Below are 21,939 nucleotides of genomic sequence, written 5' to 3'. Positions count from 1 at the left end.
ATGCCACGTGGACAGGCGAACAGCGTCGCGCGGGCAACGGTCGAAGTTCCCGCGCTGGGGCCAGGTGAGGAGCGGCAGGTTTCGGCCTCGCTCCCCGTGGCGAATCCTGCAAAATGGACGGCTGAGACGCCGAATCTATATACCGTGCTGCTGTCTTTGAGCAGCGGTGAAGCAGTGCCTGCGGAGATGCTCTCGGCGCGCACCGGTTTCCGTAAGATCGAGATCAAGAACGCGATCTTCATGATCAATGGCGTGCCTGTGAAGCTGAAGGGCGCCAATCGTCACGAGAACTGGCCCGATACCGGTCACTATGTCTCGGAAGACCGCATGATCCGCGATCTGAAACTGTTGAAGCAGGTGAATGCCAATCACGTGCGCACCTCCCACTACACGGACGATCCCCGCTGGTATGAGCTTGCGGACGAATACGGGATTTACCTTGTGGCGGAGGCGAATGTCGAGTGCCACGGTTACATGAACGTGCTGGATCGGGAGCCGCGCTACGAGCCGAGTATCGTCGACCGCAACGTGGCGAATGTAGAAAACCTGAAGAATCATCCCTCCGTGGTTATCTGGTCGCTGGGCAATGAATGTGGCGGCGGCAGCAGCTTCCGTACCGCGCTCGCGGCGGTGCGGGCGATTGACACTTCACGACCTACGCACTATGAGCCATTTGGCGGAGGCGCAAACCTGCCCACCGACATCGAAAGCCACATGTACACCAATCCGCAGGAACTGCAGGCGGCGGGTGAGGATCCCAAGCGCACCAAACCGCTCTATCTTTGCGAGTACGCGCACGCTATGAATAACTCCATGGGATCGGTGGGCGATTACAACGATCTCTTCGACAAGTATCCGACGTTGATGGGGGGAGCGATCTGGGAATGGGAAGACCAGGGGCTCTGGAATGGTCGCGATCCGAATCACCAATACATGGCGTATGGCGGCGGATTTAGTGATTTCCCGAACGACAAATACTTCATCCACAAGGGCGTTGTCTTCTCCGACCGCACACTGAAGCCTCACTACCCTGAACTGAAGCGCGCCTATCAATGGGTAAGCTTTACGCCGATTGCTCTCGATCGCGGGAAGATAGGCATTCGGAACAGGTATGCATTTACAAACCTAAACAAGTTCGTCCCTCGCTGGACCTTGAGCGAAGACGGTGTGACGATTGACGGTGGCACACTTGCTCCGATCGATGTGGCACCAGGCGCGAGCTCTGAGGTGACGCTGCCGATCCGGCCTGTGTCCCGGAAGCCGGGGCGCGAGTACTTTCTCCAGCTCTCCTTTGAGCTTGCAACGCCGGAGCTTTGGGCAGATGCGGGGTATCCGGTCGCGACAGAGCAGTTTCTGATGCCCGTCCCAATCGTGGCAACCGAGGAGATCGCGCAGTCGACCGAACCTGCATCCTTGACGCTCGCCGAGGATATGAAGGCTATTACCGTCACAGGTAACTCGTTCCAAGTTGCATTTGACAAGGCGCATGGGACAATCTCGCAGATCGAGCGGGGCGGGGTGTCCCTGCTGGTGGAGGGTGGCGGACCCAAGCTCCATCTGTGGCGTGCACCCCATCGCAACGACGACCAATGGGCTGCAAAGGCATGGGACAAGTACGGCATCAATGAGATGCAGACAACCGTGAAGAGCATGAAGGCGACTCAGCTGAGTGATTCGCGTGTGCTCGTGGAGACGATGTTGCTAGAGCAGGGCCACGAGGATTGGTCGGTAACATACACAACTGCGTACACCGTTTCGGGCGATGGCTCGATCGCGGTGAAGAGCAACTTTGTGCCTTCGGGTGAGAGGATTCCGCTGGCAAGGATCGGCGTGCGCCTGATGCTCAACAAGACTTATGACCGATTCACCTACCTAGGACGGGGACCCATGGAAAACTACTCCGACCGCGACCGAGGGTCGGACGTGGGTCTGTATTCCAGCACCGTGCAGGAACAACTGACACCGTATCCGAAGCCGATGGAGGCGGGCAATCATGAAGACGTCCGCTGGGCTGCGCTGGGTAGCAGCGGCCTTCCGTCGCTGGTGGTCGTCAGTGAGGGTAAGTTGCTGCAGGTTTCGGCTCTGCCTCTCCGGGATGAAGATCTCGACAAGCCGGCTCATGCCGAAGATTTGCCGCCAAGCACATCGACGGTGCTAACGCTGGACACGCGTACGCTGGGCGTGGGCTCCAACAGTTGCGGGCCGAAGCCTCTGCCGCAGTACCTGGTCTGGTCCGATCCAACGGAATTTTCTTACGTCCTGCGACTGATGCCTGCCGGCGACCACGATTTGCGTAATGCGGCGCGTCTGCCGAATGTAACGCAGTCTCAGCTATCTACGAAGAGCATGAGATGAGTAGGATGAGCTGAGTTCGTCAAGACTGCAAACTATGAGCCTATGGGATGGGTTTTATGAGCAGGTATTCTCCGTCGCGACGAGAATTTGTTAGGCTTGGCGGATCGGCTGCGGCAGGCGGGGTTCTATCCACATGGTCAGGGATGCCTCTCGCCTCGTCGCTGGCCTCGGACGGTGCGAAGACCTATGTCAATCCTGTGATTGCCGGCGACCACCCCGATGCGGGTGCGATCCGCGTCGGCAATGACTATTATCTGGTTCATACCACCGACCACTATTCGCCCGGTCTGCTGATTTGGCACTCACGCGACTTGGTGCACTGGACGGCTGCGGGCGCAGCGCTCAATGCATACTACGGTGCGGTCTGGGCGCCTTTTCTGTGCGAATACAAGGGGTTGTTCTACATCTACTATCCCTGCGACGGCAAGATCTTCGTCATACACGCAACGCATCCGTTGGGACCATGGAGCAAGCCAATCTCCCTCGGTCTGGGCGGGATCGATCCCACCCACGGAGCGACTCCCGAAGGCCGACGTGTTCTCTATCTCGCAGGCGGTGAGATGGCTGATCTTGCAGATGATGGCCTATCCGTGAAGGAACCGCCGCGTAAGGTTTTGACGCCTTGGACCATACCGGACAACTGGCAGGTGGAATGCGAGTGTCTGGAAGCACCCAAGCTGCTTTTCCACAATGGCTACTACTATCTGACCGTGGCCGAAGGGGGAACTTCCGGACCGGCTACAAGCCACATGGTGCTATCTGCCCGCAGCCGCAACATCGATGGCCCTTGGGATTGGTCGCCACACAATCCCATTATTCACACCCGCAGCAGGGCCGAGAAATGGTGGTCGCAGGGCCACGGACGCCTTGTCGACGACGCGGATGGCTCATGGTGGATGACGTTCCATTCCTACCAGAACGGCGCCCAGAATCTTGGCCGCCAAGTCCTGCTGCTGCCCATCGTTTGGACTGAGGATGGCTGGTACAAGGTGCGCGATGGTGTCTCCGCAGCGGGCCAAATCTACAAAGCTCACTTGGAGCCCGAATCGCTAAGGGACACAGCTCCCGCGTTCGCCGGTACCAACCTTGATCCTCAATGGCAGTTCTGGAAGGGCTACGATCTGAACCGTTTCCACCTCTCGGATGGTTCACTTACACTCGCCGCTTACGGCGACAGCATTCAGACCACATCGCCGCTCACACGTGCTGCCATGCACCCGAGTTACGTTGTCGAGGTTGATGTTGAGGTCACGCAGGGGTGCGAGGCCGGACTGATCCTGTTCTATGACAGTAATCATATTTGCGGCTTGCGCCTCACCTCGGACCCGAACGCGAACTCGTATTCAAAGACGTTCCTGTTGAGTGGTCGACGAGCGACTGTGCGGATCGTCAACATCGATCAGGTCGCGGACTTCTACTATCGCATTGGCGACGGAACGACTTCAGGCAAATGGACACACGTCCGAGAGTCAATTGACGTCGCGAGTTACCAGCAGAACGCTATTGGTGGCTTCCTTGATCTAAGGCCTGCCTTGTATGCATGCGGCTCAGGATCTGCGACCTTTACGAATTGGAAGTATTGGCCGGAATAACAAAATTCTTTCGTATTCAGTGGCGATACATCGAAGAGAGCCCATTCGCCCGGAGGTTCCGACTAGCTGATCGTCTCGCATACTGTCCATGCACTTTAGCGATTGCAATGAGGGGCCCGTTGACGCAGGCGCCGACTTGAAGGCCTTTTGGACCTCAGGCCCGTGGAAGAAACAGTTGCTCAGGCTCTCGTCACTGACTGCAGCCGCCTTACGTCTTTCAACGGCATACCGGATCGATGAAGCCACGGAGTACCCTTAGCAAGGCGCCTCCCGGGACAGCGTTAAGCTTCTTCCATAGATATGGCGTCTGACGTCGCGCCGTTGCAATAAACTATGAGGGACATGGCGCGTATGACCGCAATTCACCGCAACAACGTAAAGGTTCTTGGTAGTGGCGAACAGACGATCATGTTTGCGCACGGATACGGCTGCGATCAGAGCATGTGGCGACACGTTTATCCTGCCTTCCTGGACGATTACAAGGTGGTGCTGTTCGATTACGTCGGTTCAGGGGAGTCGGATGCGACCGCTTTCAGCACAAGCCGCTACAGCACACTCCACGGTTATGCGTTGGACGTGCTCGACATCATGGAAGAGCTGAACTTGAGAGATGCTCATTTCGTGGGGCATTCTGTAAGTGCCATGATTGGCGCCCTGGCCTCCATCGACGCTTCCGACCGCTTCAAAACGCTGACCATGATCGGCCCGTCCCCTTGCTATATCAACTCGGGCGATTACCAAGGGGGCATGCAGCGTGCCGATGTGGAAAGCCTGCTCGATACCTTGGAGAGTAATCACGTCGCGTGGGCGGCCACGATGGCACCAGCCATTATGGGGAACCCAGAGACTCCCGAACTTGCCGGAGAACTGGAAGCGAGCTTCTGCCGGATGGACCCGTTCCTGGCAAATCACTTCGCGCGAGTGACGTTTCTTTCGGACAATCGTGCCGATCTGCCCAAAGTGAAGACGAGAACCTTGGTACTGCAATGCCAGAGGGATGTCATTGCAGGCACGAGCGTGGGAAAATACGTTCACGAATGGCTTCCAAACAGTCAACTCGTGATGATGGACGCGACGGGCCACTGTCCGCACATGAGCGCGCCCCTAGAAGTCATCAAGGAAGTCCGCAAGTTTCTCACCTGAAAGATGGTCTCCCCCAGGGGCCGGGTATTGATCGTGAAGCGCTCAACGCTCTCCCGTGCGGTTGTCTCATCCTCTCGCGGAATGGACAAGTACTCTTCGCAAACCGGGCGCTAAGTGAGATCCTTGCTGTCGATCCAAGCATTGCGAGCTTAGCGGGCAGGCATTTCAGCGAGATTCTAACGCGGGGCAGTGCGATCTTCTACGAAACCCACTTCCTGCCTAGCCTACTCCTGCGCGGTTCCCTTGAAGAGATCGCATTTGATATGCTGCTCGCCGACCATACGCACCGACCAGTGTTGGTTAATGCTGTCGTTCGAGAGTCAGACATGCTCTTGGCAGTCTTCAGCGCAAAGCAACGCCGCTTGTACGAGGCGGAGTTGCTCCGCGCGCGTAGAGAATCGGAACAAGTTGTCGAGATTGTTCGCAGATCGTCGGACGCCATCATTCGGTTCTCTGCGGAAGGTCTGATAGAGAGCTGGAATAACGGCGCACAACAGATTTTCGGTTATCGAATAGAGGAGTGCAGGGGACGCCGATTTGACTGCTTGTTTGCTCCCGACGTTCTCGCTGATGTGAGCGAAGGAATCTCAAACTTGCGACGCGGCGACGAGTTCATGCTGGATATCATGGGTCTTCGCGCTTCAGGGGAGCAGGTGGATATATCGATGAGCCTGACGCCTCATATGGAAGCACCGGGAACTCTCGTCGCCTTTTCCGCCATCATCCGCGACATCACGGCTCGGAAGCGCACCGAACAGGCGCTCATCCAGAATGAGAAGCTGGCTTCCGTTGGTAGACTTGCCAGTTCCATCGCCCACGAGATCAACAATCCACTCGAAGCCGTGACGAACCTTCTCTACATCCTCGCGTCGAGTGTCACAGATCCTAAACAGAAGGAGCTCGTGGATACGGCACAGGAGGAGTTGGCGAGGGTGTCGCACATCGCAACGCACACGTTGCGCTTTCATAAACAGAGCAGCCGTCGAACCGTGGTCGACCTTCGAGCGTTGCTTGAGTCCGTCCTTGGCCTTTATCGCGCACGGCTAGCGAATGCAGGGGTGGAGGCGGTCGTGAAGTGCGAGTCCGGGCTCACTCTCAGGTGCTACGAGGGTGAACTGCGTCAAATTCTGGTCAATCTCATCAGCAATGCCTTCGATGCCATGCGTTCAGGCGGCAGGCTGAGCGTTCGTGTTCGTGAGGTATCGGCCGCATCAATCGCAGGTGGCCGAATCCATATACTCGTCGCGGACACCGGCACCGGGATGCCGCCCGACATTCTGTCACGCGTATTCGAACCGTTCTTTTCCACGAAAGGCATTGGTGGAACGGGGCTAGGACTCTGGATCGCGAGGGATCTCGTCACCAAGAATGATGGAACAATCAGCATAAGGACCAGCACGACGTCGCAACGAAGCGGGACAGCCTGCATGCTCAGCTTCAAGAACAGCGGATCAGAAAATAGTTCACCGTGAATCTGTGGAACAAGTCAGACCGCCAATTGGATTCAAAGGCGAAGCCGTCCGACTGAATCGCACCGCTCATTGCGAGAGCATAAGTACCCGCAAAAAATATCTTCTGACTTATTGGAATCCTTCACTGGTTCAGAGCCTCCAGCGAACGGCATGCCGCTTCCTAGAAACTGAAGGGGGCCTATGTGGAGGAGGAAACGGAAGCTTTCATGGTCTCGTTCTCTAAGAAGACCTTAAGTCCTGCTATTTTTCCGTCCTGAACCTCCCATAAGTGCGCACCGCCTATTTTGGTCCGTGATTTTCCGATTGAGGAGCTTGCGCATCTCCGCGTTTGAACGATGGTCGTCACGCCAGGCCCCACCCATACCTTTCGGGTTGATATGGTCCGGGACGATATCGTCGTAGTTGGTAAAAGCATGTCTCCTTCCAGGTTCGTGTCCTGTAGCAGACGCCTTTGTTTCCGTGCTGGCGCCGGTAAACAGGTCCGGGTAGGACCGATGACCCGTTCGATTTCAGGGGGCGGATGCCCGAAATCCGGTTGTCGCCTCCACCGCACGGGTCAGCATGGCTGGGTCAGATACACCTTGATAATCCACACGCGGCGTATAAGGCGACTCCAGCCGGCCAACCTCTTCATCCGTCAAGTTGACCGCGAGCGACGCGATGGCATCGTCGATGTGCTTGATCTTGAGTGCACCTACGATGGGCGCGGCAACGACAGGCTTGGTACGAAGCCAAGCTAATGCAACGCTCGCTGGGCTCACGCCACGTTCTGTGGCGACTGCGCCCACAGCCTCGACGATCCTTTGATCGCTTTCCGCGTTTGTGTCGTCGCTATGACCGGCGGCGGCTTCAGTTTCCGACCTTGCCGAGCTTTCTCCCCACGATCGAGCGAGGCGGCCGCGCGCCAGCGGACTGTAAACGACAGTCTGAACACCTTCATCGATGCACAGCGGAAGCATCTCGCGTTCTTCTTCGCGCGTGAGGAGATTGTAGGTGTCCTGTAAGGATACAAAGCGTGCCCATCCATTTGCTTTCTGGAGGTGCAACGCTTTACTGAACTCCCATGCCTTCATGGAAGAAGCGCCGAGGTAGCGCACTTTGCCCATTTTGACCAAATCGTGAAGTGCCTCTAGGGTTTCTTCCCAAGGAGTGAGCTGATCGCGACGATGAATTTGATACAGATCGACATAGTCGGTGCCAAGCCGCCGCAGGCTGTGGTCAATCTCTGTCATGATCGCTTTCCGCGACAGCCCAATAGCGTTGGGGCCGTTATGCGTAGCCGGAGCTACCTTGGTGGCGATGACAACACTATCGCGGTTGGTGAAATCCTTTAGCGCCCTACCCACAATCTCCTCGCTCCCCCCGTTTGAATACATGTTGGCGGTGTCGAAGAAGTTGATTCCCACCTCGATTGCGTGGCGGATCAGCGCACGGCTCGCTTCCTCGTCGAGTGACCAACTAGGGTAGGCGCGGGCGGGATCACCAAATCCCATACATCCGATGCAAATAGGAGAGACGTCCAGACCGGTGTTGCCAAGCTTTCTATATTGCATCTTTCCTCCAAACCGGATAGAAATGGATAACTCTCCGGTTATCGTGGAGCTTAACGGAGAACTCTCCGATTAGTCAAGGAAGGTTATGGGCGACGACGAACTTCTGCGCGCCGACGCGCGTGCAAACAGAGACCGCATCCTGGATGTGGCGCGCGACTCGCTCGCCGCTGATCCGTTGGCATCCCTCAACTCCATCGCTAAGGCTGCCGGAGTTGGAGCCGGTACGCTCTATCGTCACTTTCCGAGCCGCGAATCCTTGGTGCTTGGGGTGTATCGGAAAGAGATTGATACGTTGGTGGCGCTTGCTCCGACGCTGTTGGGCAAGCACACACCGCTCAAGGCTTTTCGAACTTGGTGCGATCGGTTCGCGCAGTCATTAAAGATGAAATATGGAGTTGCAGATATCGTTCATGCGGCACAATCAGATCAGGATATTCGAGAGACCTATACGCCCATGTTGGGTGCGGTCCGCCAGCTCATGCGTGCATGTGAGAGTTCGGGCGAGATTCATCCTGGAACCGACCCCGAAGACTTCCTAGTATTCATAGGACTGCTGTGGCGAATTCCCCCTACGCCAGTCGGAGAGGCGCGGATTAAGAGAATTCTTACGCTCGCCTTTCGTGGCTTGGGTCAAAATCGTGAGTAAAGACGTACACAAAACCCAAGCCTAGCGCGCCTCTGCCCACGGAATTTAGAGTGTTCGCCTTTAGGACTTTCGGTGCGCGGACTCACCTCGGTAGCGCAGGCCATCCACGAGCAGGTCAACCAACTTTCGGGCGTAGGCGGGCTCTTCGGTATGTCGGCTTCGGCAGAGACTTGCGACCGATCGCAGTAGTTCTTCGGCTTCGATATCGGCTCGCAGAGCCTTCGCCCACAGTTGTGTCCAGTAATCCTTGAAGCCGGATGCAGATGCTTCTCGAAGTAAGTCGGCAGTGGGGCGTAGGCTGGGTCACCTGAATGAAGCGCGGTGGCAAGCCCTCGCTTCGTCGTGAAGAAGTCCAGATAGCGCTGCAGCCAGCGAGCCAGAGTTTCGGTAGGCTCATACTTGCCGCCGAGTGCAGAAACTGCTTCCGCGCAGGCATCCACCTGTGTTTGAAAAGACGCGACGCGGCGGATAGGAAGTAGTGCCCGGAACATACTTGTCCATGGCTACGCCAGCCGATATACGCCAGATCCCTGGAGTGGACTCTGCACGTGTCGAGCGAGCAGTGCCATAGGTTCAGAAGCGTTGCAGAGCGCGATCACCGGAAAAGCCGTCCGGACCTGCATAAGCAAGGGTCACCTCCTATAATTATCCCCCTTCGAGGATGACCGTGTTGTCGCGGAGTCAGATTCTGCGGAGGCTAACAGTTCCGAGAATGACGTCGACGGCGGCGCAAGCTAAGCGCTCGAGTTCGGCATCGTTTTCGTGTTTACCAACTCCTGCCAAAAGACGGTAAAGCACGTCTCCTGTCAATGAGTCATGAAGAAGTACCGCTATCCGTTCCATTGGAATCGGTGTCTTCGGCAACTCTTCCTTGTGGCTTTCCAGCAACGATCGGATGAATGAGGCTGTTCGAGCGGGACCATACGTATACCATGCCTCGCCTACTTCCGGACAGTTCGCGGCCTCGCCAATGGCGAGACGGTGGAGTTCCACGGACCGCTTCGCGGTGATGAGCTTCAGGATATGAAAGGAAAGCTTCTTCAAACTAGCTTCAAGGCTCAATCCTGTGTAATCAATCTCCGCGAGCGGTTCATTCGCCTCCCGACACAGGTGCTCGATACTACTGATGAACAGGCCGCACTTTCCACCGAATTCGCTGTAAATCGTACTCTTCGAACCGCCGGCCAACTCGACGATTTTGTCAATGGAGACGCCCTCATAGCCGCGTTCTAAAAACAAATCAGCTGCCACGTTCTGAAGCTTACTGCTTCGAATGTCCCCTCGCGACCGCTTCTTAGGCATCCGTCTCTCCCGCTTTAAGTGTGAATGCATCCAAAATGTTCCACGCAGTCTTAAGCCTGCATCCCGCCGTTCGAGCCGTATTCACACAAGCTGTTGCTTCACCAATCCGGCCTTCGAGCCTTGTACGTTTGCAGTAAACTGCTGTTCTATTGTAACGTACTGTACAGTACGCTGAGGAAAACGAAAGGCGGTACAGACGGAGAATTGGCATACGACCGATGCTGCCGGCACTTCTCGGATAACCGTCCTTCCTTTTAGCTGCGCGAAGAACGTTGTCGGTGGTCGCACCAAAATTTTGTTCAGACCGCGGTTATCTAATTCCAAGGAGACTTCATTTGGACCGTCGTACTTTTCTTTCCAGTTCTTTCGCGGCTTCGACCCTCTCGCTTGCCGCTGCGGGCGATCTCCTTGCTCAAACTGAGCCTGCTGCGAACATATCTGCCCCGGAATATATGGATCTGCGCCGGTACCATCTGGCGAGTGGACCGGGCGTAAAGCTCACCACTGACTTCTTTGCCGATGCACTCATTCCGGCACTGAACCGGCTTGGCATTGGGCCGGTCGGTGCATTCTCCGTTTATTTTGGGCCGGACAGCCCGTCCTATTACCTGCTGATGCCAAGTCTGAAGATCGAGACCCTGGTTACAGCTGACCTCGAGTTGGCGAATGACGACTTGTTCCTGAAGGCCGCTGCGCCGTTCTGGGATGCTCCCGCAGCCACGCCCCCCTTCATTCGTATCGAAAGTACCCTATTGCGGGCGTTCCCGGGATATCCCAAGGTCACTCCGCCAGCGTCCGCCTCAGCCAAGGGAAAACGCATCTATCACCTTCGCCAGTATCAGTCGCCTACAAACATGGATCACGTCCGTAAGGTGGAGATGTTTCATAACGGCGAGTTCGGCATTTTCGCAAAAGCCGGCGCCACGGGAGTTTTCTACGCCGACGCATTGGTTGGACCGAATCTTCCGAATCTTACCTATATGCTCAGCTTTCCTGACATGACGTCGCTTGAGGCGGATTGGGAAAAGTTCTCCGCCGATCCCGATTGGAAGAAACTTTCTGCCGATTCGAGGTTCAATCTAAACCCGCCGACGGTGTCAAATGTGACAAGCCTCGTGCTTCATCCTCTAGCTTGTTCGCAGGTCTAGGGCGATTTCGGTAACGACAAAGAGTCTTTCTGACGAGGTAGGACTCCATGCCGACTAGTGAATTTCAGCACCCTTGAGTTCGGCAAGTGATTTCAGGAAGACATCAGCTCTCGCCTTTCCAGGAGGGTTGTTCTCCTTGGCCGCGTCAAAATCGCGATTTTTCATTCGGTGCGCTTTTGGAACTGGCACAGGATCCGTAGCGTATGGCGGTTGTTCGACGTGGAAATTGCCCGAAGGATAGCGAGCTGCAGATATCCGATTTAAGAACGAGATCTTCGGCACTTTCGGCGCGAAACCCTCGAGAATCAAATAACTATCGCCCCGACTCGCTGCGTCCCCTCCCGACTTTAAAAACTTGCTGAGACTTTTTGCGGACGTCTTGGATTATTGCTGCGTCGAATCTCCTTTGAAGCGCATCAGATTGTAATGTACGGTACAGTACACTTTGTCCGTCGCTAGATTAGGAACCACCTGGAGAGCATATGGCAAGCAAACTCGATGATTCGCTTACGCCCCCAATCGCTTATCCGGCTGTCATGCAAGAGGAAGCCGCAATCCAAATGGGATCTCAATATGAATTGATCTCAGCGATCAGAGTCGTACGTCCCGCTGAACTGAGCAGCGAAACCCAGCAGACTTCAGGATCGCTACGGATGTCCGCCATTGCAGCAATGAATGGCATCGTGTCCTCGCTGTGGGCGGGCATATTTGTGGTCGAGCCTTCAGCGAAGACCGGTATTCACCATCACGGCGAACAGGACACCGTCGTTTACGTGCTTGAAGGAGAGGCTTGTGTGCGCTGGGGCAACTTCGGGGAGCACTCGGTCGCTGTAGGCGCGGGTGACTTTCTGCATGTGCCGAGCTGGTTGCCACATCAGGAGCTGAATCCATCGAAAGAGAATTCATTTCGATGGGTGGTCGTGCGAAGTACGCCAGAGCCAATCGTTGTCAATCTGCCCGACGACTTCTGGGAGCCCACTGCCCAAAACATAGAGAGGAGATTTCGATGAACACGAGAAGAGACTTCTTGAAGGTAGCTGTCAACGGAGGTGCCATGGCACTGGGAACAGTATTTCTGCCCGGAACAACTTCAGTGGCAAGTGCACTAATCGTAAATGAGGGGGGTAACACCATGGAACAGACTGTTAGCAGCGCCGACAAAGGGCACTACAAACCACCGTTCAAGTTTGGTATCGGAGGGGTCCCGCTCGGAAATGAGTTCGCGGTCGTCACCGACAGAGATGCGTATACCACCATCGAAGCCGCCTGGAATGCCGGGGTTCGCTATTACGACATGGCTCCGTGGTACGGATTGGGATTGGCGGAACGTAGGTATGGCAACTTTCTTCACAATAAGAATCGCAGCGAATTCGTCCTCTCTTCGAAGGTCGGCAAGCTCCTCAAGGCATCGAAGACCGCGAAAAATAAGGAGTATTTCCCGTTTTCTCCGTCACCGAACGATGTGGTCTACGACTACACCGCGTCTGGCGTGCGACGCTCCATTGAAGACAGCCTGCAAAGACTCGGCCTCGATAGCCTGGACATTGCCTTCGTGCACGACATCTCACCGGATAACAAATATCTTCCGACACCCTGGCAGGAGCAGTTCGAAATCGCGCGAAAGGGCGCATTTCCCGAACTTACCCGCATGCGGGAAGAGGGACTGATCAAGGGCTGGGGCATTGGCGTCAACACGCCAGAGCCAATCATGCGCTTGCTTGAAGTTGCGGATCCCGATATATGTCTTCTGGCCTCTCAGTATTCTCTAATCGACCACAAGAATGCATTGGATCAGGTGTTTCCGGCGGCTAAGGCAAAGAACGTGTCTTTCGTGATCGGATCATCGCTCAATGCCGGGTTTATCTCGGGTAGTCCGCGTTACAACTACGGAAAAGAGTCCTACCAGATTCCGCCGGCGTTTCTTGAGAAACGCAAGAGGCTTCGCGAGGTTGCGAGTAATCATGGTGTTGACCTCCGAACTGCGGCGCTTCAATTTTCCGCAGCGCCTGACATCGCTGCGGCTCTTGTTGTCGGCGCCAGCAGTGAGCAGCAGATCCTTGCGGATTACACCTCCATGCAGACCAAGGTACCGGCCCAATTTTGGGCAGAGCTCAAAGTTCAGAATCTGATCGAGCAAAATGCGCCAGTGCCTGCCTGAGCGCGGGCGCTGAGGTCAACCATTCAAAATTTCGACACGAAAAAGGAGCAGATTTATGAATAAGGAACAGATTCTCTCAGCCGCAGCTGCTGGCACGTTGATCATCGGTGGCGATCTTACAGCAAATCGGATGGGTTATGGAGCAATGCGGATTACAGGACAAGGCGTGTGGGGACCTCCCGCAGACAAAGCTGCTTCTCTCGCGACGCTGCGCCTCGCGATCGAACTCGGCGTGAACCTGATCGACACGGCCGACTCCTATGGCCCAGGCATATCGGAAGAGTTAATCGCAGAAGCACTCTATCCATATCCAGCAGGTTTGGTGATCGCAACCAAGGGTGGATGGGAGCGACCGGGTCCGGGCCAATGGACGCACAATGCCAGCCCAAAACACCTCACCGAAGCACTCGAGGGAAGTTTGAAGCGCCTGCGTCTGGATCGTATCGATGTCTATCAACTGCACGCTCCCGACAATGCCGTGTCCTTCGAGGCGTCGATCGAAGCGCTGGCCGAACTGCGCGAAGAGGGTAAGATCCGCCATGTCGCACTCTCGAATGTGACTCGCGAACATGTGGAGAGGGCACGCAGGATCGTGCCGATTGTTTCTGTGCAGAACCGTTATAGCTTCGCCGATCCGGAATCTGACTTCATCGTGGATTACTGCGAGCAGAACGACATCGCTTTCCTTCCGTGGGCACCGCTCGGTCAGGCAAAGGAGGCACATGACGCGATCAAGAAACTTGCGAACGATCTTAATGCAACTCCTTTGCAAGTCGCATTGGCCTGGCTGCTCAAGCGTTCGAAGGTGATCCTGCCTATCCCTGGAACGTCCTCGGCCAAGCACCTGGAAGAGAACATCGCTGCCGCCGGCCTCGAGCTTCCTCAGGCTGCATACGACAGGTTGGCTGCTGTAAGCCATCCTCCCGCAAGTCTGCGTGGTTAAGGCACTGTCAAACATTGCACGATCGACGGTCGCCAAGAATACGGATTCGGAGATAAGGATGATGAAACGTCCACTTTTCGCAAAATTTCAGGCATTCGCTGCTCTCGCCTTCGCAGCGCTTCTTCCGTCTGCGCTCCATGCCCAGCAGACGATCACCGGTCAAGCTGCCTTTGCCGACTACACGCAGCAGAAGCCGGGTGTCCGACGGAAGATCACCGTGGCCGACCTGCCGAAGCCGAAACCCTCTGAGTCAGTGGACAACGGGCCTTCTCTTGTCCAAAGACCGGAGGGGGCGTGGCCGATCGCCCCTGCGGGTTTTACGGTTCAGCTGTATGCGGGTGGCGATGCAGCTGCTCCTATGCAGCGATCCGAAAACAAAAAAGAGATACACGCGCCTACCTCTGGAACCTTCGTGATGCCCCGCATCATCCATGCTGCACCTAACGGCGATCTCTTCGTAGCAGACTCGCAGGCTGGATCTCTACTGGTGCTACGCGGCGTCTCTGCCGAAGGGAAAGCGGCTACCGTCAGCACCTACGCTACCGGCCTCGATCATCCCTTTGGTATTGCGTTTTATCCCGCAGGCGCGAATCCCCAATGGATCTACGTCGGAAACGCGACGACCGTCGTCCGATTCGCCTACAAGCCGGGAGACCTGAAGGCTAACACAGCGCCCGAGACGATCGTGCCCGATCTTCCCGGCTACGCTCAACTGCGCGGCGGCGGCCACTGGACGCGGGACGTCGTCTTCTCCGCCGACGGTAGGCATATGCTCGTGTCCGTTGGAAGTGGATCGAATGCCGATGATCCTGACACGCATCCCAATGAGTTTCATCGGGCCGATGTGCTTGAGTACACCCCAGAAGGCAAATTCGTCGAGGTATACGCATACGGGATTCGTAATTGCGTCGGTGAGGCGATCAACTCTGTTACCGGTCAGCTTTGGTGCTCAACCAACGAGCGCGACGCTCTGGGCAACAATCTCGTTCCGGATTATGTGACATCCGTCAAAGAAGGCGGCTTCTATGGCTGGCCCTGGTTCTATATGGGGGGACATCAGGATCCGAGATTGATGGGCACTCATCCAGAACTCAAATCCAAGGTCATTACTCCGGATGTCCTGATTCAGCCCCATATGGCCTCCCTTGGAATGGCCTTCTATCCCACCAGCAAATCCACCTTCCCATCCCTATACGGCGGCGATGGGTTCGCGGCCGAACACGGTTCCTGGAATCGTGCGAACCGTGGGGGCTATGAAGTCATCCGGGTTCCCATGAAAAACGGCAAAGCCACTGGTGAGTATGAGGATTTTCTTACCGGATTTGTCACCCATGATGGACAGGTATGGGGCCGTCCAGTAGGGGTAGCAGTAGGTCATGATGGCGCTCTCTACGTTACAGATGACGGCTCTCGCAGCGTCTGGCGCGTATCTTACACCGGCAAATAGCGAGACATATTGAGTCTATGTAGAGAACAATCCACACGGAGACGACCGACATGATTTCTAGATACCGCACGATCGGAACTACCGCCCTCGTCCTGGCATCTCTCACAGCGGTATTCGCTCAAACCCGCGCGAATGGCGTTGCAAGTGGTCACCGGGAAATCTTGCTGCAAACCACCCAATCGTGGAATTGCAAGCCTTACACGCACTACCCCACCGGCCAGCCGCAACTCACGACAATCAAGCTGACAATAGCACCACATGCCGCTCTGCCGTGGCACACGCATCCATTTCCAAATGTCGTCTATGTGCTCTCAGGCACTCTTACGCTGCATGACAAAGCCAGCGGCAAGACACAGGTTGTTCGCCAGGGGCAAGCCGTAGGAGAGTCGGTGGATGATGTTCACCGAGGCGAGTCGGGCGACGGACCCACCGTGCTCCTCATTACCTATGCCGGCACTCCAGGCGTTCCGACCTCGGTTCCTGCTGCCGGCGAGAAATCTGAATATTGAATCATCTCTGCTCAACCGAATGTTCAAGGAACGAGGGGCGATTATGCCGTCCAATAGAAAGCAACACGCAGCGAAGGCTGCCATATCGCGCAGGTTTTTTCTAGCAGCCGGATCGGCAGCCCTGAGCGCAATTTCACTCACCAGCAATATGGAGGGTCAGATGACACAGGCGAAGACAGAACCTTGGGGAGGCATTCTCAACGGCAGAGTAGCTGTTGTCACTGGAGCGGCACGCGGAATTGGGCGCGCAGCAGCGGCGGCTCTGGCGCAGAGCGGAGCTCACGTGGTTGGAATCGACATCTGTGCCGTCGTCGATCCGCGTTCGGGCGTGGAACCTGCTACCCGTGCCGAACTTGATCAGACCGGTGAGATGGTCAGGAGCGCAGGTGTCCAATGGAGAAGCTTCGTGCTGGACCAGCGCGACCTTCCCGCACTGCGCATCGCGGCAGAGAAGATGAACGCGGAGTTGGGCCACATCGATATCCTCTTTGCCAACGCTGGAATCCAGGCGTTCCGTCCGCTACTTCAGATGGAAGACCCTGATTGGCATATCCAGATCGACGTCAATTTGACGGGCACAGCTAACGCTCTCCGTGCCTTTGCGCCGTATATGGTGCAGCAGAAACACGGCCGTATCATCATGACGACATCAACTCAGGGACGACACGGCACCTTGAACGGTTCGGCGTATTCAGCATCGAAGTGGGGCATCATTGGCTTGATGAAGTCTGCGGCGATGGAACTGGGGCCGCATGGCGTCACCGTAAATTGCCTGGTGCCAGGATTGATCGATACACCGCTCACGCGCCATGAAGAACGCTATGTGCAAGCTCTGCAAGTGGCGGGACGCGAGCCAACTGGCGACAAAGCCTTGGATGAAGAAGCGGCTCGTAAGGTGCTCCAGAGCAAATCAATTCTCGGTGTCCCATGGATCGATCCGTCAGAGATGTCGCCGGTCGTCGTGTTCCTTGCGTCAGACGCGGCACGAATGATTTCAGGCGCGACCTACGATGTCACCGGCGGTGACAGCGCCAACAATGTCTAGCGGCACGTCAATGATCGGAAGTCACAATGTCGCGCGTCGGGAGCGACCAACAGAAGGAGGGTTGCCCGCGAGCCGCGGCGTCATCAGCTCGCTTGCTCCCTATTTCCCATCATCGGGCGATGAGGAGAAATACATTCCATATCGTGATGCTCCGGTTCTTATGCGCGGATGATTTGAGGTCTGAGTTGGACTCGCGTGCATTGGGCGACTCAGCTATCTCCATGTCCTCTTGGGGTAGAGCAACTTTTTCTGAAAAGCCGCCCGTGGGTGTTTCCTAACCGCGTCAGAGCAAAATGAGATTTACTCATGGCCGCGACGCGATCGATGATATCTCGGAGCAGCGATTCTCGATAGGCTAGTCGGGACAAGGTGCTGGTGCGGAACTAGGCTATGAGGGTGACTGAAACCGGCCCCGACCAGCTCGAGAAGACATTCCAAATTGCTCTCGTAGTGAGGGGTTCTCAGGTCACCTCCAGTAAGGCAATGACCCGCGCAACTTGTAAGGTTTTGGCCAAGAGTAGTCGTCACTCCGTGGGAAGGAAGTCCAAGAGCGTCTTTACCAAGAAGTCCGGCTGCTCCTCCTGCACGAAGTGGCCACAGTCGGCTGCGATGACCGATCTCAGCTTCGGTGCGACTTGTTCGAATGACTTTGCGGTGAGTCCGTTGACGGAGTGATCGCCGTCGATGGCGAGTACCGGGAAGGTCCAGGGTGGTGCCACTGTCTTGCTAAAGAAGTCTCTGCCGGCGATCAGAGCGCGGTAGTAAGCAAAGCCTGCCTTGAGCCGACCAGGACGGGTCTGGTCAGCGATGTACCTATCGATGTCCGCCTGCGGAAAGGCTTCTTTGCGGAAGACGAAGTCTCCAAAAGCGAATTCACTGAAGAACTCCTTCTCTTTGCCGGTAATCAGCAACTCCGCAAAGGGTGATGCCAAGAAGCCGAAGTGCCAGAAACTGGCAAACAGCTCCTCTAGGCCGAACCCTGAGAGGGGCGACTCGATGACCACCAGTGCCGACACATCGTCGCGGTGCTTTGCCGCATAGGCGCTCACGATTTGAACGCCGAAGTCATGGCCTACGAGACGGACATCCTTAAAGCCAAGGGACTTGACGAGTTCATAGATGTCGTCGGCCATGTCTTCGATCGAGAAGCCGTCGGCCAAGGAAGACTGCCCGGTTCCCCTGGTGTCCGGTGCGATCACAGTAAATTTCACCGTAAGCTCCGACATGATCCTGTACCAGGTCAGAGAAGACTCGGGATATCCGTGCACGAGCACCAGTGCCGGTCCCACTCCGGCCCTGAGGTAATGGATTGTTTGGCCGTTCGCCTCGGCGCGGTGTTCTTCGATGACATTTGTCGCACTAGCCCAGTTTTCGGCACTGCTCATACGCTCTCCTTGTTCATCTAGGAACGAAGACAGATTCGACACGATAGATGTTGGAAAAAATCCGCATGGCCGAATGGAAGCGATCAAATTTCGTGAGGGCGTTGGGTAACCGAGACGTTTGCGACTTTTCGCTAGTGTTGTCATCTGCTTCGGTGGTCTGGTCGTTCAACCCCATTTACCGCGCAACACTGTCCGCGCAGTGCGAGTAAAGAGGGATTTCACTCCCAACGGGGTAAACAAGTACAAAGGAGCCGATCTCACTTCTTCTTGAGAACTTTGTCCGCCTTGCTGTCGACCTTTTTCTTGTCAGCCGCACTCAGCTTACCCGCATTCTCCGCTTGCGAAGCTCGCGCTTTCGCATTTTTGGCATGAGCGGCGTCCGGCATTGGATATTTGCGTTCCTCTGGCAGCCCAAATTCGCCCTTTGGCTCGGCGTTCTTCTTCGATGTGCTTAGTTTTGCCATGTCCCGCCTCCTGCTCCTCTAAGATGCGATTTCTGGGCAAGTGTTATATCGGAAGGAAGCCAATGTCCCGACTGGTTGGACTCAACACTGCGCTGACCGTGCCCTTCGTGCGCCGCAGGATGTTTCTCAACGGGGCCTCCACGGGCGGAGGCCCACCTTGAGAATTGTGTCAAAAGGGAATGAGATTCCTGGGCAGACGACCGCAACCCGAACTGGCGACCCCTCCCAAGGGACGGTATTCTCGATCTTGGTGCCAACGCACCTCCCGAGATACCCTTCTATAAGGATCCCCAAAGGCCAGATCGCTATTGGGTTTGTGACCAGCGCCAAAACAGGAAGCACACATGTCTTCGATCACAGCTCACCAGATCACTGGGCGAATAAAACAACAACTCGCGTCCACCTGGATTGATTCACCGCTCGATGTCTTCCAGACCGGAAGTCCTGACACGATCGTTACCGGCATTACGACCTCGTTCACTCCGTCAATCGATGTGCTCAAACGATCCGTGGCAGCGGGCAGGAACATGATTGTCACGCAGCAGCCCGCCTTTTATCGGGATGATCACGCAAGTTTAGGAGCAGATGCTGCCAGACGGTCTGTTGAGGATGATTTCCGAAATGATCCAGCCTATCTGTACAAAAGAGACTACATCGAGAAACATAGGTTGGTGATTTGGAGGTTTTACGACAACTGGAACTCGCGGAGCGTAGACGGACAGCTATTGGGCCTGGCAAAGGCCTTGGGGTGGGAAAAATACCACGTCAACGGCTCTCTCGCTGGCGCCGAACCCTATGCCAGGAAGAACAAATATTTCCATCTACCCGAGGCCTCGCTGAAGGAGAGGATTATCGAGATCGAGAAAGCACTGAATATTCATGCATTGCGCGTTATCGGGGAGTCCACAACCAAAATACAAAAAGCTTCTATATCGAATGGAATGCTCAAGTTCACAGAATTGCAGCAGATCCTGAACGAACAGTCAGACGTCGATCTGATCGTGATCGCTGAAGCCATCGAGTGGGAAAGTTGTGAATACTTCCGGGACTATTTGACGTGGAAAGGGAAGAATAAAGCCATGATCCTTCTCGGCCGGGAAGCGTCTGAGGATCCAGGCTATGGCGAGGCGGCATCATGGTTGGAGAAGTTTATTTCCGAAGTCCCTATCAGATGGGAGCCAGCCGGCGAGCCATTCTGGGTTCCTTAGTCTCGCCAAGGTAAATGATCTGAGCGACTGGCCGTGCAGTGTGACAGGAGAGTGATGAAGAGTAAGAATTTTTCCAGGAGAGATTTCGTCCGTCTTTCGGGAACGGGTGTCGTGTCAAACTTCGGGATAGGGCTGCGGCTTCCGCCGTTCAACTACCTCGCGGATGCGAGGCCTGCAGTTGTAGCGGGGAAGCTCTCAGCAGGCGAGGTAATGCAGAGGATAAAGGAAAATGTTCATGTCCCGTGGGTGGGGCCCACGGTCGATACCATCAAGGGCGGCGGCAGCCCCGACATTATTGTCACCGGGATTACTACATCTTTCATGGCAACTCTTGATGTCTTGCAGAAGTCTGTCAAGGCAGGGAACAACCTCGTCCTTACGCATGAACCGACATTTTGGAGCAACCTCGATGGAAATGACGGCTTAACGGCTGACCCGCTCTATCTCCACAAACTTGAATTCATTCAGAGCAACGGCCTCTTTGTCCATCGTTTTCATGACCACTGGCATGCCCGCAAACCAGACGGCATCGATGAAGGCTGGATCAAAGTCATGGGCTGGGACAAGTACAAATTTGATGAGGCTCGTCAGGTCTTTGAGCTACCTTCCGCCACGACTCTGGAAGGCTATGCCAAGGAGACCAAGCACCGTTTGAAGAGCGATAGTGTGCGAGTCGTGGGAGATCCACAACTCATAGTGAAGACAGTGAGCAAGGGCAGCAATAAGACACCTAAGAATGGCGCCTTCCCCCTTTCGGCCGACGTAACCATCACTTACGAACCAGATAGAGAAAACGATAACGTCGAATGGGAAAGAGATAGCGTGCTGTCAGGACAGATGCGGGGATTTATCATCGTCTCCCACAACCGACTGGAGGAATACGGTATGGAGAACTGCGCTAACTGGTGCCGCACCTTCATCTCTGAAGTGCCCATCCAATTCATCCCATCCGGAGATCCATTCTGGAGAACAATTAGCTAAAGTGGTGAAGAAGGCGAATATCATTTACTAAACGAGTCGATTCACGGAGACAGCAAGAACCTCACGCCGACATCGGCGCGGTGTTCTTACGATGTGATAGTTCGTTCATTACGCTTTTCGTAGCAGCACAATGCAGGCACCGTCAAAAATGGTCTTGCCGGACGACTGGGGCGGAGTCGCCTGCAGCGGCATGGTGCCGATATCCCTCGCCTCGATTCTGAGGCGGTTTTCCAGGTAGCGCCTAACGAGAACGGCGCGCTCCTTCGCTTGAAGGAGTTGCACGACGGGCGCAGGATCGTTCGAGTATCCCTCGATGATGATGGGATTTTTCAGTAGGCCGATGCCTTGACTGCCAGCTAGGGCATCAATCTGTTTTTTGCCTCGCTCAGTGAGAATCTGATGCCCGTCGCTGCCGGCAGCGAAGTCCTCGCTGCCGTTCAACCATTCGCGTGAATGCGCCGCCGTCTGGAAGAAAGGGTCGGCAAGGTAGCCGGTCGGAGTCAAATCGTCGAGTGAGTAGAAGCCGCGTTTCTTAAAGAAGCCCCGAAAGAAGAATTCGTGCTTCAGAGCCTCGGTGTCGTCTGCCAT

General features: G+C 55.6%; 20 protein-coding genes. 14 read left to right on the top strand and 6 right to left on the bottom strand.

Annotated features, from left to right (window positions below; translation table 11 throughout):
- The 4 genes from ACPOL_RS13355 (at position 1) to ACPOL_RS13340 (ending at position 6,562) form a co-directional block, all read left to right on the top strand.
- Complete coding sequence (locus ACPOL_RS13355) at positions 1 to 2,355, top strand: glycoside hydrolase family 2 TIM barrel-domain containing protein (RefSeq protein ID WP_114207497.1); 2,355 nt, start codon at positions 1 to 3, stop codon at positions 2,353 to 2,355.
- A gap of 56 nt (positions 2,356 to 2,411) precedes the next feature.
- Positions 2,412 to 3,947: a family 43 glycosylhydrolase gene (locus tag ACPOL_RS13350; protein ID WP_161557334.1), complete on the top strand. Its 1,536-nt coding sequence runs from the start codon at positions 2,412 to 2,414 to the stop codon at positions 3,945 to 3,947.
- Positions 3,948 to 4,298: 351 nt separating this feature from the next.
- Positions 4,299 to 5,090 carry an alpha/beta fold hydrolase gene (locus ACPOL_RS13345; protein WP_114210819.1) on the top strand — a complete coding sequence of 264 codons (792 nt, stop codon included), beginning with the start codon at positions 4,299 to 4,301 and terminating at the stop codon, positions 5,088 to 5,090.
- A gap of 326 nt (positions 5,091 to 5,416) precedes the next feature.
- On the top strand, positions 5,417 to 6,562 hold the full coding sequence (locus tag ACPOL_RS13340) for a two-component system sensor histidine kinase NtrB (protein ID WP_161557333.1): 1,146 nt from the start codon (positions 5,417 to 5,419) through the stop codon (positions 6,560 to 6,562).
- Between the two features lie 509 nt (positions 6,563 to 7,071).
- Here ACPOL_RS13340 and ACPOL_RS13335 read toward each other — a convergent pair.
- A complete protein-coding gene (locus ACPOL_RS13335) occupies positions 7,072 to 8,115 on the bottom strand; it encodes an aldo/keto reductase (protein ID WP_114207494.1) in 1,044 nt (347 codons plus the stop codon).
- Between the two features lie 85 nt (positions 8,116 to 8,200).
- On the opposite strand from ACPOL_RS13335, the gene ACPOL_RS13330 reads away from it, so the two are divergent.
- Complete coding sequence (locus ACPOL_RS13330; protein ID WP_114207493.1) at positions 8,201 to 8,761, top strand: TetR/AcrR family transcriptional regulator; 561 nt, start codon at positions 8,201 to 8,203, stop codon at positions 8,759 to 8,761.
- 681 nt (positions 8,762 to 9,442) lie between these two features.
- Here ACPOL_RS13330 and ACPOL_RS13320 read toward each other — a convergent pair.
- Positions 9,443 to 10,063: a TetR/AcrR family transcriptional regulator gene (locus ACPOL_RS13320; protein WP_161557332.1), complete on the bottom strand. Its 621-nt coding sequence runs from the start codon at positions 10,061 to 10,063 to the stop codon at positions 9,443 to 9,445.
- A gap of 335 nt (positions 10,064 to 10,398) precedes the next feature.
- Between ACPOL_RS13320 and ACPOL_RS13315 the strand changes: the two genes are divergently transcribed.
- Positions 10,399 to 11,211: an NIPSNAP family protein gene (locus ACPOL_RS13315; protein ID WP_114207491.1), complete on the top strand. Its 813-nt coding sequence runs from the start codon at positions 10,399 to 10,401 to the stop codon at positions 11,209 to 11,211.
- A gap of 54 nt (positions 11,212 to 11,265) precedes the next feature.
- Here the strand turns inward: ACPOL_RS13315 and ACPOL_RS13310 are convergent, their stop codons facing one another.
- Complete coding sequence (locus ACPOL_RS13310; protein WP_114207490.1) at positions 11,266 to 11,520, bottom strand: hypothetical protein; 255 nt, start codon at positions 11,518 to 11,520, stop codon at positions 11,266 to 11,268.
- 173 nt (positions 11,521 to 11,693) lie between these two features.
- On the opposite strand from ACPOL_RS13310, the gene ACPOL_RS13305 reads away from it, so the two are divergent.
- The 6 genes from ACPOL_RS13305 to ACPOL_RS13280 all read left to right on the top strand — a co-directional run bounded on the left by ACPOL_RS13305 (position 11,694) and on the right by ACPOL_RS13280 (position 17,313).
- Positions 11,694 to 12,221 (top strand): cupin domain-containing protein, encoded by a 528-nt coding sequence (locus ACPOL_RS13305; protein WP_114207489.1) that lies wholly within the window; start codon positions 11,694 to 11,696, stop codon positions 12,219 to 12,221.
- Positions 12,218 to 13,369, top strand: coding sequence for an aldo/keto reductase (locus ACPOL_RS13300; protein ID WP_114207488.1), 1,152 nt, complete (start codon positions 12,218 to 12,220; stop codon positions 13,367 to 13,369). Before ACPOL_RS13305 ends, ACPOL_RS13300 begins: the two co-directional genes overlap by 4 nt.
- Positions 13,370 to 13,424: 55 nt before the next feature.
- On the top strand, positions 13,425 to 14,312 hold the full coding sequence (locus ACPOL_RS13295) for an aldo/keto reductase (protein WP_114207487.1): 888 nt from the start codon (positions 13,425 to 13,427) through the stop codon (positions 14,310 to 14,312).
- Between the two features lie 61 nt (positions 14,313 to 14,373).
- On the top strand, positions 14,374 to 15,759 hold the full coding sequence (locus ACPOL_RS13290) for a PQQ-dependent sugar dehydrogenase (RefSeq protein WP_114210818.1): 1,386 nt from the start codon (positions 14,374 to 14,376) through the stop codon (positions 15,757 to 15,759).
- Between the two features lie 50 nt (positions 15,760 to 15,809).
- Complete coding sequence (locus tag ACPOL_RS13285; RefSeq protein WP_114207486.1) at positions 15,810 to 16,268, top strand: cupin domain-containing protein; 459 nt, start codon at positions 15,810 to 15,812, stop codon at positions 16,266 to 16,268.
- A 43-nt stretch (positions 16,269 to 16,311) separates the two neighbouring features.
- Complete coding sequence (locus ACPOL_RS13280) at positions 16,312 to 17,313, top strand: SDR family NAD(P)-dependent oxidoreductase (protein WP_201759209.1); 1,002 nt, start codon at positions 16,312 to 16,314, stop codon at positions 17,311 to 17,313.
- Between the two features lie 524 nt (positions 17,314 to 17,837).
- Here ACPOL_RS13280 and ACPOL_RS13275 read toward each other — a convergent pair.
- Positions 17,838 to 18,698, bottom strand: coding sequence for an alpha/beta fold hydrolase (locus ACPOL_RS13275; RefSeq protein ID WP_161557331.1), 861 nt, complete (start codon positions 18,696 to 18,698; stop codon positions 17,838 to 17,840).
- Positions 18,699 to 18,955: 257 nt separating this feature from the next.
- Positions 18,956 to 19,162 (bottom strand): DUF6582 domain-containing protein, encoded by a 207-nt coding sequence (locus ACPOL_RS13270; protein ID WP_114207484.1) that lies wholly within the window; start codon positions 19,160 to 19,162, stop codon positions 18,956 to 18,958.
- Between the two features lie 344 nt (positions 19,163 to 19,506).
- Here ACPOL_RS13270 and ACPOL_RS13265 point away from each other — a divergent pair, with 344 nt between their 5' ends.
- Together ACPOL_RS13265 and ACPOL_RS13260 are read left to right on the top strand one after the other, a co-directional pair.
- The gene (locus ACPOL_RS13265) at positions 19,507 to 20,370 is read left to right on the top strand and encodes a Nif3-like dinuclear metal center hexameric protein (protein WP_114207483.1); all 864 of its coding nucleotides are present in this window, start codon (positions 19,507 to 19,509) and stop codon (positions 20,368 to 20,370) included.
- A gap of 54 nt (positions 20,371 to 20,424) precedes the next feature.
- Positions 20,425 to 21,351 carry a Nif3-like dinuclear metal center hexameric protein gene (locus ACPOL_RS13260; protein WP_114207482.1) on the top strand — a complete coding sequence of 309 codons (927 nt, stop codon included), beginning with the start codon at positions 20,425 to 20,427 and terminating at the stop codon, positions 21,349 to 21,351.
- Positions 21,352 to 21,459: 108 nt separating this feature from the next.
- On the opposite strand, the gene ACPOL_RS13255 is transcribed toward ACPOL_RS13260, so the two are convergent.
- Positions 21,460 to 21,939, bottom strand: a complete 480-nt coding sequence (locus ACPOL_RS13255) for a hypothetical protein (RefSeq protein ID WP_114207481.1) — start codon at positions 21,937 to 21,939, stop codon at positions 21,460 to 21,462.

Origin of the sequence: Acidisarcina polymorpha, from assembly GCF_003330725.1 — a bacterium.
In the GTDB taxonomy this organism is placed as follows: domain Bacteria; phylum Acidobacteriota; class Terriglobia; order Terriglobales; family Acidobacteriaceae; genus Acidisarcina; species Acidisarcina polymorpha.
The sequence above is the reverse complement of the archived record's forward strand: the minus strand, read 5'-3'. Positions and strand labels throughout refer to the sequence as shown.

Bases quoted from the DNA above. Each gene is read 5' to 3' on its own strand.
- ACPOL_RS13285 (WP_114207486.1), top strand. From the start codon at position 15,810: ATGATTTCTAGATACCGCACGATCGGAACTACCGCCCTCGTCCTGGCA.
- ACPOL_RS13260 (WP_114207482.1), top strand. From the start codon at position 20,425: ATGAAGAGTAAGAATTTTTCCAGGAGAGATTTCGTCCGTCTTTCGGGA.
- ACPOL_RS13355 (WP_114207497.1), top strand. From the start codon at position 1: ATGCCACGTGGACAGGCGAACAGCGTCGCGCGGGCAACGGTCGAAGTT.
- ACPOL_RS13350 (WP_161557334.1), top strand. From the start codon at position 2,412: ATGAGCAGGTATTCTCCGTCGCGACGAGAATTTGTTAGGCTTGGCGGA.
- ACPOL_RS13305 (WP_114207489.1), top strand. From the start codon at position 11,694: ATGGCAAGCAAACTCGATGATTCGCTTACGCCCCCAATCGCTTATCCG.
- ACPOL_RS13265 (WP_114207483.1), top strand. From the start codon at position 19,507: ATGTCTTCGATCACAGCTCACCAGATCACTGGGCGAATAAAACAACAA.
- ACPOL_RS13340 (WP_161557333.1), top strand. From the start codon at position 5,417: ATGCTCTTGGCAGTCTTCAGCGCAAAGCAACGCCGCTTGTACGAGGCG.
- ACPOL_RS13290 (WP_114210818.1), top strand. From the start codon at position 14,374: ATGAAACGTCCACTTTTCGCAAAATTTCAGGCATTCGCTGCTCTCGCC.
- ACPOL_RS13320 (WP_161557332.1), bottom strand. From the start codon at position 10,063: ATGCCTAAGAAGCGGTCGCGAGGGGACATTCGAAGCAGTAAGCTTCAG.
- ACPOL_RS13330 (WP_114207493.1), top strand. From the start codon at position 8,201: ATGGGCGACGACGAACTTCTGCGCGCCGACGCGCGTGCAAACAGAGAC.
- ACPOL_RS13280 (WP_201759209.1), top strand. From the start codon at position 16,312: ATGCCGTCCAATAGAAAGCAACACGCAGCGAAGGCTGCCATATCGCGC.
- ACPOL_RS13270 (WP_114207484.1), bottom strand. From the start codon at position 19,162: ATGGCAAAACTAAGCACATCGAAGAAGAACGCCGAGCCAAAGGGCGAA.
- ACPOL_RS13295 (WP_114207487.1), top strand. From the start codon at position 13,425: ATGAATAAGGAACAGATTCTCTCAGCCGCAGCTGCTGGCACGTTGATC.
- ACPOL_RS13255 (WP_114207481.1), bottom strand. From the start codon at position 21,939: ATGGCAGACGACACCGAGGCTCTGAAGCACGAATTCTTCTTTCGGGGC.
- ACPOL_RS13300 (WP_114207488.1), top strand. From the start codon at position 12,218: ATGAACACGAGAAGAGACTTCTTGAAGGTAGCTGTCAACGGAGGTGCC.
- ACPOL_RS13335 (WP_114207494.1), bottom strand. From the start codon at position 8,115: ATGCAATATAGAAAGCTTGGCAACACCGGTCTGGACGTCTCTCCTATT.
- ACPOL_RS13275 (WP_161557331.1), bottom strand. From the start codon at position 18,698: ATGAGCAGTGCCGAAAACTGGGCTAGTGCGACAAATGTCATCGAAGAA.
- ACPOL_RS13345 (WP_114210819.1), top strand. From the start codon at position 4,299: ATGACCGCAATTCACCGCAACAACGTAAAGGTTCTTGGTAGTGGCGAA.